Source organism: Streptomyces sp. NPDC002845, assembly GCF_053591955.1.
Window position 1 is genome coordinate 89749 of sequence record NZ_JBSFUU010000017.1, and the last position, 15227, is coordinate 104975.

Consider the following 15227-nt stretch of genomic DNA (forward strand, 5'->3'; position numbering starts at 1 on the left):
GTGATACTCGATGTTCATGACACGCGATAACGTCACCGGAGACATCCCGGTCAACCCGGCGTTGCGTCGGGTTCTGGCCCGGGCCGACGGCCCGGAACTGTTGGAACTGCTGGCCAGCGGGATGTCGGGCGCGGATCTGACCACGCTGCTGCTGGAGGTGTTCCGGCGCCGGGCGGACCGGCTCTCGCCGGCCGAGGTGATGCGGCGCTATCGCAGCGATCGGTTCGTGGCCCCAGCGCCGGTCGAGTTCGCCGCACTGCGCCGCACCGAGGACGCGTTGCTGTCGGCGTTACCCGACAACTTCGAGGTCCTCGTGCTCGCCCCGGTCGTGCCGCTGGCCGCGCATTCGGCCGTGGCGACCGTCGATCCGCGCAAGGTGATCGCGACTGTCCGGGGCAGCGAGGTGGCCGCCGATCCGACGAACGCACTGGCGCTGGAGGCATCGCACCGGCGCTCCGTGGCCCTGGCCGCCCATCCGCGTTCGCACGCGCCGGTCCGGCTGGCGGCCAGCCAGCGAGTGGCGCGTGCCCAGAGCTTCAACGGTCCGAGGAACCTCGCCCACTTCCAGCTCTTCGGTCTGGTGACCGCCGGCCGAGACACCGGCAACCGACTCTTTGAGCACCGGCACCTGGCCGAGCACCTGCAGTTCGCCGCCCAGGTCATGGCCGACATCGGGGCACAGGACACACAGATCAGACTGACCTTTCTGGAGGACGCGACTGGTCCGACCCTCGAACGGATACGCCACAGCCTCGCCGGGCTGCCAGGAGCAGAGGTATCCGAGGACCCCGACCGGGCCACCGGACGCGGCTACTACACCGGCATCTGCTTCAAGATCTACACCAGCATCGGAGGCCACCAGCTGGAAGTCGGCGACGGCGGCTTCGTTCAATGGAGCCAACTGCTCACCGGTAACCGTAAAGAACGCCTACTGATCAGCGGATTCGGCGTCGACCGCCTTGCCGAGGCCCTGACGTCGAAGCCGGGGCCTGGCGAGTCCTCATCGCAGCAGACAGATCGAGCAATCCACAAGTCTTGATTACTCGAAGATCTGGGCCGCCGGCCAGATCTCCTCGGCCCCCGCGACGGCCTTCGGTTCCGCCTCATACGACGGACTGATTGCCTAACCTCGATCTTGCATGAGGCTGTCAGCGGGTGTGTCAACTTCGACCAGCGTGCGTCGGAGCTCCCCCTCGCTGATGTCGAGCGCAGCCATCAGGTCGGCCCGAATTTCTGCCGGAATGCCGCCCCGGCCGAGCGCGCAGGCTTCCACCACGTGGCCGAGCTGTTCGGCTTGGAGACTCGTCAGGAGGCTGGAACATCCGGTGTGAGCGAGCACGTCGCGGGCCGCGTATCCGTCGCCCGTCGCCACCGTCTGATCAATGAGTTCCGCCGCGGCGCGATGCGTAGCGGATGGGTCGACGTCACTGGCGACATCGATGACGCAGAGACCCAGCCGGGTGTGGAAGACGGCCAGATCCGGAGTGCGGTCGAGCTGTTGATAGTGGTCCAGCATCGCGGTGAGATGTCCGCTGACCGGCAGGGCGGCCTGCCGCCGGGAGATCATGTCCAGGCAGGCCGTCACCGCGTTCTCCCAGGGCTCGCCCGGCGCGGTCTCCGCCAGGAAAGGCACGGCTTCGGACGCTTCGCCTGCCATGAGCCTGGCGATCACCGCGACCTGGCGGCCGTCGAGCATCCGCTTGCCGATCCCCTTGTGCCTCTGAAGGTGGGCGAGGGCATCCGTCCACCGGTCGACGCCGGCCAAGGCGCGGGCTCCGTCGGCCAGTAGTACGGCCCATAGCCACTGGTGCAGCTCTCGATGGTCATCCTCTGGCCCGCTGATGTGCTCGAACGACACCGCGCGCCCGTCGATCACGGCATCTGACCGGGACTTCACCGCGTGGAACAGTGTGTCGAGGAGGTCGTGTGCGGCTGCGCCGTCGCCGGAGCGGATCAGAAGCCGGGCCAGGTTGACCAGGGGTTCAAGACCGTACCGGGCGACCTTCGCATCCAGTGGCTGGGTGCGCAGGTACGCCTCGGAGTGTCGCCAGCACAGAGTGCGGGCCAGCTCAGGGAGCCCACAGTCGCTGGCGAGGAGCGCGGCTTTGTTGAATGCCGCGGCAGCCAGTGACAGACGGCCAGTGTGTTCGGCCTGTCGCGCCAGGGCGCCGATCTCCCGGACCCGCTCGGCAAGAGGAGCGCAAGCGGGCCGAGGGCGGGCGACCAGAGGGAACCGCCGGACTATCGGGCCGACGTCCATCTCACTGCCACTCGATGACGACCCGGTTGATCGGGTTGTCGAGGGCGAAACGGCCCGGCTTCGAGGAAAGCGGGGCGGCGTCGAGCGGCTGGATCTCGAACGCCACATCCCGGCCTCGGAAACCGCGGTCCCAGATGCGCATCTCCTCGGTCACCCGGTCGGCCAGCTCCTTGCCCGCTGGGCCGTGGCCGACGGCTCCGGCCTCGTAGAGCTGGTTGCCGTCCTGGTCCGTGTCGGCTTTGCGCAGGGTCAGGTAGGCGACGCTGCCGTGCTCCGCCGCCGCCATGGGACGGAAACCCTCCCTGAGCCGGCCGACTCCGATGGCCTTGCGATCGACTTCCATCCGGCTCAGGGCGTTGTCCAGGGTGCAGGACAACCACAGCCACATGAACTCCGGGGATTCCGGTCCCCGGAATGTCACGCCCGACCACGCCTCGGTGCCCGGCTGTTCGAGCACCCCGCTCAGGGCAGCCTCGTCAGCCTGCTGCTCCTCATTGAACTGGAGCACGACGGCACCGTCGTCGGTCAGCGAGACGAGGCGGCGAGGATCGTCGGCCACTCCGGCTCGCAGCGGCATGAACGTGCACATCTCGCTGCGGACGCTTCGCCAGTGGCCTGCGTCGTTCCGCTCGAAGGCGACGGCACGTGAGACGCTGCCGCGCAGTCGCATCGGCACGATGAGACGGCCGTCAGGTGTGAGCTGGTCCAGCCACGCCTGGGGGATGCCGTGAGCACCGACGGTGGCCACGATCCGGTCGTAGAGAGCACCGCCCGAGTGTCCGACCGCGCCGTCACCGAGGAGGACGGTCACGTTGCGCACCCCGGCCTTGTCGATGGCAGCGCGGGCCCCGTCGACAAGGTCCTGGTCCACGTCGAGCGTGAAGACGTGCCCGTCGGGGCCGACCAGGTGCCCGAGGTAGGAGGCGAACAGGCCACTGCCAGCGCCAGCCTCCTGGACCCGCATGCCCTTGCGGGCATCGGTGAGTTCGAGCATCAGCCCGTTCACCGTGGGCTGCGAGACCGCGCTGATGGAGACGCCCGCGTCGTCGAACTTCGTGTGGACGGGCCGGTCTGCATACGACTCCTCCAGGGAGGCATCGGGCTTGAACTGGCGAACGAACACGTCGCGGGGCACGGTCCGTACGGCCGCGTCTACCGCATCAGTGGTCACTGTGCCCTGTGCGCGCAGCCGGTCGGCCAGCTCTCCGCGGAGGTGTTCGGCGGTACGGGTGTCGTCGGTCATTTGAGTGCTCACTTCGTTGAGGCTAGTGCTGGTTTTGCTGGTCCTCGGTGCCAACGCGGCGCCGTCCCTCGTTCCCATGACGGTCTGTTTCGCCAGGGTTGACAAGATGCTCTGGTCTGCGGCCGACAGGCCCAGACGGTTCCATTGGAAGATCACGTGGTGGGCTATGACCGCTCGCAGGCCGCGTTCCAGGACGCCGCGCCAGCTGAGGTCTGCGAGCTGCCGGCCGGTCTGCTCGAATGCGGCGATCCAGTCGGCGAGTGACGCGAGTGGTCCGCCGTTGACCAGGTTGCTCGTCGGTCCGACGTCGACGGTCATCAGGCGGCGTACGGCCTTCTTCAGTCGTTCGGAGATGGGTGCGGTTTTCCTGGGCGGTCGTTCGTCGGCGACGCGGGCCCAGACGTCGCCCTGCTCGTACCAGTCCAGTCCCGCGCTCCTCATGAGCACGCTGGGCAACAGGATTCCCAGCTCGCGCACGCCGAGTTCGGTCCCTTCGGCGGATTGCGAGCGGGCCAGGTGGTCGAGAACGTTGCGGCTGTCGTGCTGGAACAGTTCGTGGGCGATGTCCATCCCGGCGGGGCCGCCGAAGGCGTGGACCTCCGGTTCGTAGATGCCCGGGGTCCATCCGGTGATCTGGCCTTCGGTGGTCAATGCGTCGAGAAGCGTTTCGAGGTGTCGGTGTGCGCGGCCGTCCGCGGGGAGGTAGCGGAGCCGAAGGCCGGGAGGCTTGCGGATGAACCACCAAGAGATGATCGCGCCGTCGACGACCAGCGCCGTCAGCTCGGGGTGGAGGCCTTCGGCGGCCAGTCGCTCGGCGGCGTGCTGATCGGTGCACTCGATTCCGTACTGCGGCCAGTGCTGCGTGGGCTGCATGGTGTTGCCTTCCTTGGGGCGCCAGGTGTCAGTTGATGAGGAGGAATGCGTCCCAGCCGGAGAGCGGAGCGCCGGTGCCGACGGCGAGCAGGGCCAGCGCGACGCCGGCTCCCCCTTCCAGGAGTCCGATGTCCCCACCGTCGGCTTGGGTGAGGGCGGCGGCCACGGTGTCCGGGGCGGTTCCGATCTCTTCGAGGAGGTGCGGAATGCGGGCGGGGAGGTCCTGGGTGAGCGCGTCGGCCGCTGTTTGTGCGGCGATGTGGGCCATGCCGGCGTATCCGTGGCACAGGCTTCGGTCGGTCGTTGCCGCGAGTTGTCCGGGGTCCGTGAGTGCCCTGACGAGTGCCCCTTCGGCGGCCTGCTGTCGTTCGGTGTCGCCGATGGCCAGGGCGGCGAGTTGCTGTGCTCGCGCGTGCCCGGCAGTGCCGTAGCACCAGGAGGGCCTGGAGGGATGTACGGCGAGTGGTCGTTCGCCGCGGTACTGGGCGCGGGTGACCAGGTGTGGCCACCAGGGACCGACTGGGCTGTGCTGCCGCCAACGGTCGAACCAGGCACAGATCCGTTCGATCGCGGAGAGATGGCCGCTCACGAAGATGCCGTTGCGGGCGGCGAGGGCGAGCAGCGCGAGCGGACCGCCGATGCCGTGGGCCATGCCGTGGTTGGAGTGCCCTCCCGGGTAGTTCGGGGAGGGCACTCCGGAAGGAGCGAGGTCGCTCCACCAGCCCGGCAGCAGCTCGGCGTCGCCCTTCAGCGGCTCGGTCAGACGCACCAGATAGGCGAGGACGTCGCGCAGGAGGTCTGCGTGCACTGGGCGTCTCAACAGGTACGCGCCGATGCCGGACAGGCCCCGGATGCTGTCGAACTCCGCGAGAGCTGGATGTGCGGCTGCGTCTATCCGGGCGTGGGCGCGTTCCAGGCGATGCCGCGTCGTTTTGGCGATGTTGCGGTCCAGCGTGTCCAGGGCTCGGGCGTACTGGCCTGGGCGGTCGGCTGCCGCGTTCAGGGCGAAGGCGACCGCCGGGACGCCGTAGTGGAGGTGGCTGTCCTCCCAGGACTCGATCTGTCCTGCGGCTGCGCAGGTGAGCCAGTCGTGGGCGCGCTGCCATGGCCCCAGGCCCGTGCGGGCAAGCTCAACGTGCAGCAGTGCGACTCCCGCGGCCCCGTAGGCGAGGGACTGCGGGTGCCAGCCCTGCGGAAGGCCGAGGTGCCGGGCGGTGGATGGCGTGGCCAGCCGGTCGGCGACGGCTGCGGCGATCTGTTCAGCTGCTTCCGGGGGCATGGTCATCCTCCCTCTTCCACGGTGCGGGCCCGCCACGAGAGCGCGACGGCACGGGCGAGCCGACGGCAGGCCGCCTCGCTGTCCCGGTCGATGCCCAGAGCCCGGATGTGGTGAGCGTGCAGGAGAGAGTCGAGGACCGCGTCCAGCTGCAGTTCCTCACCGCGGGCCAACTCCTCGCGGTACCGGGCCAGGGCTTGACGCCGTGCGGTCCACGCCGCAGCGATGGCCGGGCCCCCTGGTACCGCCTTCAGCGCGCTCCAGGCGTCGGCGGGGTCGGCGAGGCGTACGGCGGTCTTGAGCAGGGTCCGGTCCATCGGCCGGGCAACTGCACCACGGGCATGTTCGAGCAGCCAGGTCATACCGGCCTGGGTGCTGCCGGTGAAGTCGCACGCGATCGATACGAAGTGGATGGCGGCGAGGACCTGCGCAGGTGGCCGGTCCGGCACCGTGAACTGGGTGGCCAGAGCGGCGGAGTCGGCGACGAAGACGTCCTCGGCCGCGGCCAACGCCGAGCCGCTCCCCCAGCGGCCGGTCTCCGGGTGACTGCTCGCGAACTGCATGTCGCTCAGCAGCCCTTGCTGACGCAGGCTGCCAGCCCATGTGTTGATGCGCTGTGCCGCGATGCCGAACTCGGCCATGTCGGTTACGGCGATCCGCAGCCTCATGTGCCACTGCGGGTCACGGAATCGCGTGAACCACCACCGCGGTGGCGCGTCCCACGCGGCGAACAGCTCCGGCAGGTGCCGGGCCACGAGATGGGGAAGCCGGTCGGGGTGACCGTACAGCTTGGCGTGCAGCCAGGGCGGCGAGCCGGGGAGGTGGCCGTGGTCGCGTTCGACTGGCCTGCGCGGCTTGGCTGTTGGGAGTGGCGGCGCAGGCGGCCGGACGGCCGTCATCGTGGTCACGATCTCGTGGGGGCGTCCGCCGAACCAGCCCTGGGCGGGGTCTGTCGGGGCCTCGATGAGGATGGCGGACCCGGCGTTGACCTGGTGCGCCCGGAGCAGCACAAGGTGGGCGGTCTGGTCGAGGTCGAGCTTCAGGCGGTGGTCACCCTCGGCGAGGAAGACAGTGGACGCCAGGCGTCGCCGTTCCCGCCACTCGACCACCGCTTCGCTCCACTCGTCCCACGAGGCATCGCTGCCTGGAAGGTCGGTGGCTTCCAGCCGCCAGCGGGCCGGGGCCAGGACGGTTCGCCCGTAGCGCAGGCGCGGCAGGTACGGAAGGTGAAGTGCCGGGCCCCAGTCGAATCCGGTGACCACCGCGTGCTGGGCCCTGGCCACCTCGACGAGGAACCGCACCAGCGGAGGGGTGTGGGCCCTCAGGTCCAGGGCGTGCAGCATCGTGGGGGACAGTCGGCGTCCACGGGACAGCGAGACCAGGAACAACCGGTCCTTGGTGCACTGCACCGCCAGGTCCTGAAGCGGGATGACACGGCTGTCCGGCGCGCGGTGTTCGCCCACGCTGATCAGGTCGGACAGCATGTCGGGCGCCCGAGCGACGTGCGCGTTCGTCGGTTCGAGCGGCGGAAAGGACACCTGCACCGGCAGCGCCTCCGGGTCGGCGACCGTGAGCTGGTCGAACACTGTGGCTATCTGCTCGCGGTCCGGCCGCTTCAGCAGGCCGAGGAACCGGCCGGACATGGTGCCGGCCGCCCGCGAGGCGCTGACCACCCACAGTTCGAGGTCCCCGCGGTTGAGGGCGGCGGGCGAGGGGGCCGTGAGTTGGAAGCACAGCTCCATGTGCGGCGGGACCTGCACCCGGTCCTGGTCGGCCATGGCGAGTTCGCTCACCAGCCGCTCGTCCAACTCGATCTCACGGCGCCCGTCCAATGCCGCCCCCTGCGCCATCGCGAGGAGCCGCCGATGGCGGGCTGAGAGGGGCTCGCGCGGCTCGGGCTCACCACCCAGGTATCCGGCAGGCAGGCCGAGCCCGACATCCGGATCTACGAGGTCCAGCAGCGGCACGGGCGAGCCGACTCCGTACCGTGCGAAGAACCGTGTGAAGTAATCCGCCCATGCCGGGGTGCCGAACGGGTACAGGCTCAGGCGCGTGAGCACGCTGGCGGCAGTTTCCGCCTCTTTCGCCACCTCGCACGGCAAGGTGAGCGAGCAGTCGACCAGCAGGTCCACCGCCAGGGGGCGTCGCACGTCTGGGGCCAAGATCGTCATGTTCCTGATCGCGGCCGCACGGATGGTCCGGGCGTCCATGGCCGCGTCACCCCCGTTGTGGAGGTCCAGCAACATGCGGGTCTCGCGCAGCTTGCTGACCAGTGGCGCCACCTCGACGATCCCGTCAGCGCCCGCGATCTCCAGCTGCTCCAGCACGTGTCCGAAGGCGTCGCCGATCCCCGAGTGCGCCTGCAGGGAGGTGATGAGAACGTGCTGCTTGACCAGGGCGACCAGCATCCGCTCGATGGTCGGAGCCGGTGTCGTGGGGAACTCGGTCGCGAGCTTGTCTGCCAGGGCGTCGAAGCGGATGGGGGCTTGGGCCTGGGCCACCGCGGTTCGGACCGCCTGCGTGTGACGTACGGACACCTCGGCCAGTGCCGGGCCAGTCTCCCCGTGAGGGCGTGGCGGGTGCGGCACAACGAGGCGATCACCGCGCACGAAGACAGCAGTGTTCACCATGACGGGCAGCCGGACGAGAAGGTCGCGGCAGGACTCCAGTTCAGCGACGACGCGGACCAGCCAGGAGGCGTCGGCCATGGCCACGGCACGGTGGTCCGTACCGAAACGTACGGCCGTTTCTGAACCGAAAGCGACAGCGGAGACTCCGGCAAACAGACCGAACGGGGTACTTCTGCCTCTCATCCGCTGCACGTACCTGGCAACCGACACAGACGTGCGCCGCACCTGGCGGACGTCTCTCGCCCCTGCCGTGAGCACGGCGCCGACCTGCCGAGCGAGGTCCGGGCTGGCCTGCTCGATCGCATCGCGGACGGTGCCGGGCTTCCAGGCCTCCCCCAGCCATGCCGTCCAAGCCTCAGCGTGCTCCCGCGAATCGACGGGCACTTCAGGCCAGTCCGGCAGCTCCGCTTCCGCGTGGGCGCTGGACCTCAACAACCCGATGCCTGCGCACCGATACAACTGCTGATCCTTCTCCACCACTCGATTCCCCATCGCCATGAGATCCCTGCGGGTGGTGGCGGCCCGCGGCTTTGTGCGGGCCGCCACCGTGCACCGAGACGATCAGGCCACGTTCGTGGCACAGGAGTCCGGGCACGAGGGGTTGCAGCCGTCGTCGGTCAGGGTGATCAGCGGGACGGTCCCGCCGCCCAGCTCCAGGACGTCGATGTCCAGGTCGAACGGGTCCCTGTCGATCGGGTCTCCTACGGCTCCGTCCGCCGCCTGGGGCGTGTCCTGCACGGTGGTTGCGCTCATGGGAAGAACCCTTCTGTCGGAGTTACATGTCGTCTTGCTGACGACCAGGTCCCGCCGAGCGCGTAGCCGACCAGCTACGTCGTACCGGCGTTCCCCGGCCACCGGCCCGAGGCGCCTTGCCCCGCATGAGCAGAGGGGTAGGAGGCTGCTTTTCCCGGGACGGCGTTCTCGCCCCGCCCCCGTAAACCGGGCTCGACGCGACCGGTTCACGGAGGCGGGCGTCTGTCAGGCCGCGGTCTCAACCGCTTGCTGATTGAGCACGTCCGAGAGGCTGTCGGCGTCGAGCGTGACCCGGACGATGTGGTGGTCGGATTCGTCTTCGGGTACCTCGATCACATCGACACCGATCACCGCGCTCAGGAGGTCGGTGGAGGTGTAGACGCGGTCGATGCGGGAGTCCGGACCGTGTGTCTCGCAGCCGTTGACCGTACGGGCGACCGCCGTACGGTCGCTGTGTTTGACGGCCCAGTGGCGGGCCACGTCCTCCAGGCCGGCGGTGCGCAGCGTCTCGTCCGGGCGGGTGTCCATCACCCGGGTGCCGTCCGGACCCACGTACGAGCGGTGCAGGCGGTGTGGCCGGTCGTTGATCTTCTCCAGCAGCGGAAGCGCCGGGTCGCCCGCGACACCGGGGGCCGGGTAGCTGTTGTTGTCGCCTGCGGCGATGCACGGCATCCGTATGGTTTCGCCGTCCGGTGTGGTCCACTTCTTGTCTGCCCAGGTGGACAGCCATTCCGTCTCGGCGACTCGGTTCGTCCCGGACGCGTAGTTCAGGTGGTAGGAAGCCAGGGCCAATGGCGTCGCCTCGGCTCCTGCAGGCAGGAAGCGCATGGTCAGCGCCGTGGGCGGCAGCACCCACATGGGCCCTGTCTTCGGCCACTCACGCACCGGCTGGAAGAGGCGCGGGTCGGCGAAGATCGCGGTGCACGCCTCCGGACCGAGCCAGCCGCGCAGTCCCAGCACGTCCTCCAGCTGGTACAGGATCGCGTTGCCGTCGGCATCCGCCTTCCACATCTCCTGGCGGAACACCAAGTGCGGGTTCAGGCGGACCAGCCTCTCGTGTGCTCGAAGGCGCTTCGTCGCGTCGCCGCCGCCGTTGTTCTCGAAGTTCCAGGACAGCAGGGTGATCTGCCTGCTCATGCCGGGGCCTTCTTTCCAGACAGGGCGGCCCGGATGTTGTCGTCGGGCTCAATCACGACGTTTCTCCTCGGGAGTTGGTGTGAAAGGTCGGCCGTCCAGGCGGCACGCACGAAGGCACCGCTCGCCCTCTGCACCGAGCCTTCAGCCATGAAGGGGGCGAAGTCGTCGGTGTCGTACAGGGAGAGTTGCCCCCACGGGGCGATGCCGGAGCTGAAGCGAGCGGATTGCTGCGTCAGGTCGAACAGCAGAGACAGCACGAGGGCTGTGATGCGGTCCGTACGGTTTCCGCGATCGAGATGGTCCGCCGGAGCCTCGGCAGTGGGAGGGCGGAGTTGCTGGATCTCTGCGGGCCGAGCGAGGAGATCACGCACGGAGGAACCCCCGATCGATACGGCGGATCCAGGTGTCGGGGTCGGCGATCTCCTCGTCGGTGGGAAGGAGGGTGACGTCCTTCCAGACCTGGTTGACGAGGCCGGTGCCGTGTGCCTCAACAGCGTGTGCGATGAGGCGGGATCCCTGCTCGTATGCCGCGCGGCTGGGGCCGAGGCGGCGGATGCCGGGCAGACGGTTGTGGAGCCGATAGCGCAGGGTCTTCGGTGATTGTCGGTGATCGGCCGGTGTGCCGAACAGGCGTGTAGTCACTTGCCGGTCGGCCCAGTCGGCGTGTCCTTCGAGGACAGCCGAGACGCCACGCGGCGTGATCCCTCGCTTCTGGGGAAAGAAGGTCTTCCAGACCGTGCCGCTGCGCGCATCGGCCTGCACCTGGTGGACCAGCTCATGCGCGACGACCTGATGGAGAGCCGGTTCATCGGCCAGCAGTCCGCCGTGACGCAGGGCCCTCGGAGCGAGGATCGTCTCGCGTCGGCCGTCGGCGGCCGCCAGAGTGTTGGCGAGCATCAGGGGCCAGACCAGTACCGGGACGAATCCCATGATCTTGAGTCCACCGCGGGCAGCGTCGATCTCCTGTGAGGTCAGCTCCAGGTCGGCGATGTCGCGGGCCAGGATGCGTTCTTGGTTCATCCGGAACTCGTCCCGCCATGCCTTCGGGGTCAGCAGGCGGAAGCGGACCTCCGAGGGGAGGGGAAGGTCGGTGAGCTCCTTCACCATCGGCGCCACCCGGTGAAGGATCCCGGAGATCTGCTCGGCCAGGTCGGGATGGCCGCGGGTGTCGTCAAGAACGGTGAAGTGGGGCTGGGTCACTGATGGTCCTGTCCAGAGAGTTGGTTGGAGTGGCCGTCTCCGCGGTGTGCTTCGGAGACGGCCAGTCGTCGGCTTCGTCGGCCCTTCGCTCCCCGGCCACCGTCATGTCCCGGGGAGCGAAGGGGGTTTGTGCCCCCGTCGCCGAGTGGGGAGTTCGGGCTTTGTCTCGACGACGGGGGTGGACCCGCGCGCGGCAGTGGATGACAACGGGGCTGCCGTGCGCGGGAGTCAGGCGGTCAGGCCCTCCGGGCGGGCCCATGAGGCTTCGGCGGCCAGTCGTTCGGACCATTGGATGGTGTCTTCGTGGAGGGCGGCCTCGGCGAGGCGAATGCGCTGGAACTCACCGGTCCCGGCGGGCGGGTAGGTGTGCTGGATGTCCCGCCACAGGCGCTGGAGCGGATAGTCGGCGTCCAGGGCGCGGGCGCCGTGCAGCTCCATGGCGTCGCGCCCTGACTCGACGGCCAGTTGGTCTCCGCGGTACTTCGAGTTGATGAGGTCGTGGTCGCAGGGCAGTTTGTGGTCGAGCAGGTGCACGGCCTGGTAGGCGAGGACGCGGGCGGCTCTGAGCCGGGACTCCATCTCCCCGAGACGGTCGCGGAGGACCGGCAGGTCGGACAGGGTGCCGTTGTAGCGGGGGCGGTTCTTCAGGTAGCGGGCGGTGGTCTTCACGAAGGCTTCGTGGAGACCGAGGCTGACGGCGCACAGGTTGGGCCGGCCGTACAGGATGCTGCTGCACTGGCCGACACTCATGCCCTGGCCGATGTCGCCGAGCACGTTGGCCGTGGGTATGCGCACGCGGTCGAGGTCGAGGCGGCCGACGGAGAAGCCGTGCAGCCCGAGTCCGGGGCGGTGGCGCTCGACGCTCAGTCCCTTGCGGTCGTGCTCGATCAGGAAGGCGGTCAGGGCCTGCGACGCGGTCACTCCGGGCGGTGCGGTGCGGGCGATGACGACGTGTACACCGGCGATGTGGCTGTTGCCGATGTGGACCTTGCTGCCGGTGATCAGCCACTCGTTGCCGTCCTTCTCGGCGACGGTCTCCATGCCTCCGATGTGGCCGCCCGTCTCCGGTTCGGTGGCGGCGATCGAGAACAGCACCGAGCCGTCGGCGACCTGCGGGAGCCAGCGCGTCTTCTGCTGGTGCGTGCCGAAGTGCAGCAGGGCGGCGACGGGGATGAGGCTGGCCTGGAGGATCGCGGCGGCGGCCGCGGACACCGTGGCGATGCGGTGGATCAGGATCGTCTTGGCGACGTGGCCGGCGCCCATACCTCCGTACTCCTGCGGGACCGTCACCGCGAACCAGCGCCGCTCGGCCATGCGCTGCGGGAGTTGGCGTTCCACCGTGCGGGGTGAGGCTTCCATGCTCTTCACGCGCGGGGCGACGTGCTCGGCGGCGAAGGCGTCGGCCTCCTGCCACAGCCGTTCGTGGCCGGGGTTGAGATAAGGGCTGAGTGCGGTGGGCGGTGTAGTGGACATGGTCGTCTCCCTTTCCCTGGCAGGGGTCGCAAGGCGGAGTGCGGCCGGATCCGCGGAATGGGTCTCCCGGGTGGCGGAGCGGAGAGGTCAGGGGGTGAGGGCGCCGGTGGTGATGGCCTGCATGACCGTCTCGCCGGTGTCGATGACAAGGTCTCTGAGGCGGCGGGCGTCGCTGACGGGGCGCTTGTCGATGTCGGTGACGCACACGGTGCCCAGCACGATGCCGGTCTCGTCGTGGATCAGGGGCGCGCCGAAGTACGAGCGGATGCCGATCGTGTCGACGACGTGGTTGCCGCTGAAGCGGGGGCTGGCGTGGACGTCGTACAGCGGCAGGGCCTTTTGGCGCTGAACGACTTCGGGGCACCAGCCGTGCTCGCGTCCCAGAGTGCGGCCGACGATGATGTGGCCGCTGTCCGCTGGGGGGTTGTGCAGGCCGATGAAGGTCTGCTTGGCCAGGAAGAGGTTGATGAACCCGTACAGGAAGCCGGTCCGGGTTGCCATCTCGGTGGCGAACTCGTCGAAGAGGGGGTGCGGGCCCGTGGGGATGCCCAGCTGCTGCATGAGCCGGGTGCGGGCGGCCAGCTCGGCCAGCTCCTGGGCGTCGGAGCCGCTGACGGTTTCGCTGCCCGTACGGATCGCTCCGTGGGGCGGGACGATCACCCCGGGCTCTGCTTCCACGGGCAGCCGGCGGGGCGGGGGGCCGCTGACGGCCGATGGGATCGGGGCATGGAGGTCATGTGTCATCAGGCGTCCAGGAGTGTGGAGTTGGCCGGGTGGATGGGGCCGGTCGGGGTGCGGGACAGGGCGTGGTCGACGAGGGTGAGCAGGACCCCGGCGACCGAGGCGGGGACCCGGGCGTCGCAGGCCACCACGGGGATGCGCGGGTCCAGGTCGAAGGCGTCGCGGATCTTGTGTTCGGGGTAGCGGTAGGCGTCGGCGAATTCGTTGATGGCGACGACGAACGGCAGACCGATGTGCTCGAAGAAGGTGACCGCGGCGAAGCTGGTGTCCAGGCGCCGGGTGTCGGCCAGGACGACGGCGCCGACCGCTCCGCTGGACAGGTCGTACCAGAGGTCGACGAACCGGTCCTGGCCGGGCGTGCCGAACAGGAACAGTTCCAGGTCCTGCGGGTCGTCCAGGGTGAGGCGGCCGAAGTCGAAGGCCACCGTCGTGGTCGACTTCTCCGCTACGCCCTCCACGCTGTCGGTGAAGGCGCCCGCCTCGGTCAGGTACTCCTCGGTGGTCAGCGGCTCGATCTCGCTGACGGAGCGCACACACGTCGTCTTGCCGACTCCGAACCCTCCGGCGATCAGGATCTTCAGGACTGTCGGGCCGCCGGCCCGCTCGTCGTCGGCCGGCACAGCCGGGTCAGCCGACCCGGCGGTACGGGACGGCATCGGGCCACTTCTTCCTGAGACCGACACTGACTGCCTCCAGAAGCTGTCGGGGCGGGCGCGGATCGTCCGGGGAACCGGGCGATGTCGTGTAGGCGGCGGTGACGGGGGGCACCACGAGGGCGTCGGCGTCCAGCAGATCCGAGATCAGAACCATGACGGGGGTCACCGGGCGGCCGATGGTGCCCGCCAGTTCGGCGACCGAGCGCCGCCGCAGCCGGCACAGGGCCACGATCTGCCCGCACTCCTCGGGCTGCCCCGGGCCGGGTCTGCCAGGGCCCGCCTCCAGCACCGTGTCCAGACCCAGCAGGTAGCGCGGACGCGTCCGCCCCTTGGTCAACGTGTAGGTCCGCACGAACTCGGACGTCTGTTCGTCTCCCGCCGCGTCCGGTCCCGCTGCTGACGGTGGACGCCGACTGTGGAGGTTCACCGGACGTCGTCGCCCTCGATGGCGTCGGCACGGACCGGGATGGCCATGTACGGGGCGAACTGGCCTACGAGGCGGCCCATTTCGTATCCAACGGTGCCTACGTCGGCGTCGGGCCGGGCGAGCACAGCGAGCACGGTGTCGACCTCGCCCCGCGTGTTGCCGGGGTGGTCCTCGAAGGCGCGGCTGGTGCCCGCGCTCTGGAGGAAGAACAAGGCGTCCTCCCGCTCGATGATGATCTGCTGCGGAGACACCTTGGCGTTGCCCGGCCCGGGGATGTTCGCGGTCAGCGAGGCGATGCCCGAGAACCCGGCGGCCAGCTTGTCCGCCCAGTCCGGGTACATGTCGCTGTCCAGAAGCCTCAGGCCGTCCCGTGACAGCAGCAAAACGTGCGTGACGCCCGGGACGCTGGAGGCGAATTCCTTCAGCAGCCAGGTCATGCTCTCTCTCGGTTCGCCCGTGTCGGGGGGAAGCACGCGTGCATGGGGGTCGCTGTTCTCGCTGGTCATGTCAGGGGTGGTCATGATGGATTCGCTCCGTGAAGATCGGGGTGGCCGCCCC

Annotated in this window: 14 protein-coding genes; 1 reads left to right on the forward strand and 13 read right to left on the reverse strand. The window is 69.1% G+C overall.

The genetic code is table 11. From position 1 onward, the window contains the following. Positions 1-10 precede the first annotated feature (10 nt). Positions 11-1039 (forward strand): hypothetical protein, encoded by a 1029-nt coding sequence (locus ACWD3C_RS14960; protein WP_451143837.1) that lies wholly within the window; start codon positions 11-13, stop codon positions 1037-1039. A gap of 84 nt (positions 1040-1123) precedes the next feature. Here ACWD3C_RS14960 and ACWD3C_RS14965 read toward each other — a convergent pair whose 3' ends face one another. From ACWD3C_RS14965 to ACWD3C_RS15025, 13 genes are all read right to left on the reverse strand, one after another. Further along, positions 1124-2260, reverse strand: coding sequence for a hypothetical protein (locus ACWD3C_RS14965; protein WP_451143839.1), 1137 nt, complete (start codon positions 2258-2260; stop codon positions 1124-1126). 1 nt (position 2261) lies between these two features. After that, the gene (fxlM, locus tag ACWD3C_RS14970; RefSeq protein ID WP_451143841.1) at positions 2262-4376 is read right to left on the reverse strand and encodes a methyltransferase, FxLD system; all 2115 of its coding nucleotides are present in this window, start codon (positions 4374-4376) and stop codon (positions 2262-2264) included. A gap of 28 nt (positions 4377-4404) precedes the next feature. Beyond that, positions 4405-5655 (reverse strand): lanthionine synthetase C family protein, encoded by a 1251-nt coding sequence (locus tag ACWD3C_RS14975; RefSeq protein WP_451143843.1) that lies wholly within the window; start codon positions 5653-5655, stop codon positions 4405-4407. 2 nt (positions 5656-5657) lie between these two features. Then, positions 5658-8780, reverse strand: coding sequence for a lantibiotic dehydratase (locus ACWD3C_RS14980; protein ID WP_451143955.1), 3123 nt, complete (start codon positions 8778-8780; stop codon positions 5658-5660). 63 nt (positions 8781-8843) lie between these two features. Beyond that, positions 8844-9035 (reverse strand): FxLD family lanthipeptide, encoded by a 192-nt coding sequence (locus tag ACWD3C_RS14985; RefSeq protein WP_451143845.1) that lies wholly within the window; start codon positions 9033-9035, stop codon positions 8844-8846. Between the two features lie 225 nt (positions 9036-9260). Next, positions 9261-10172 (reverse strand): endonuclease/exonuclease/phosphatase family protein, encoded by a 912-nt coding sequence (locus tag ACWD3C_RS14990; protein ID WP_451143847.1) that lies wholly within the window; start codon positions 10170-10172, stop codon positions 9261-9263. Further along, the gene (locus ACWD3C_RS14995) at positions 10169-10543 is read right to left on the reverse strand and encodes a hypothetical protein (RefSeq protein WP_451143848.1); all 375 of its coding nucleotides are present in this window, start codon (positions 10541-10543) and stop codon (positions 10169-10171) included. The genes ACWD3C_RS14990 and ACWD3C_RS14995 overlap by 4 nt, the downstream gene beginning before the upstream one ends. Beyond that, entirely contained in the window at positions 10536-11372 is an 837-nt protein-coding gene (locus ACWD3C_RS15000) for a zinc-dependent metalloprotease (RefSeq protein WP_451143850.1), read from the reverse strand. The genes ACWD3C_RS14995 and ACWD3C_RS15000 overlap by 8 nt, the downstream gene beginning before the upstream one ends. Positions 11373-11600: 228 nt before the next feature. Beyond that, positions 11601-12845 (reverse strand): acyl-CoA dehydrogenase family protein, encoded by a 1245-nt coding sequence (locus ACWD3C_RS15005; protein ID WP_451143852.1) that lies wholly within the window; start codon positions 12843-12845, stop codon positions 11601-11603. An 87-nt stretch (positions 12846-12932) separates the two neighbouring features. Continuing rightward, a complete protein-coding gene (locus ACWD3C_RS15010; protein ID WP_451143854.1) occupies positions 12933-13505 on the reverse strand; it encodes a GAF domain-containing protein in 573 nt (190 codons plus the stop codon). An 83-nt stretch (positions 13506-13588) separates the two neighbouring features. Further along, positions 13589-14242: a GTP-binding protein gene (locus ACWD3C_RS15015; RefSeq protein WP_451143856.1), complete on the reverse strand. Its 654-nt coding sequence runs from the start codon at positions 14240-14242 to the stop codon at positions 13589-13591. Beyond that, a complete protein-coding gene (locus tag ACWD3C_RS15020; RefSeq protein ID WP_451143858.1) occupies positions 14214-14669 on the reverse strand; it encodes a DUF742 domain-containing protein in 456 nt (151 codons plus the stop codon). Before ACWD3C_RS15020 ends, ACWD3C_RS15015 begins: the two co-directional genes overlap by 29 nt. Further along, positions 14666-15190, reverse strand: coding sequence for a roadblock/LC7 domain-containing protein (locus ACWD3C_RS15025; protein WP_451143860.1), 525 nt, complete (start codon positions 15188-15190; stop codon positions 14666-14668). Before ACWD3C_RS15025 ends, ACWD3C_RS15020 begins: the two co-directional genes overlap by 4 nt. Positions 15191-15227 lie beyond the last annotated feature (37 nt).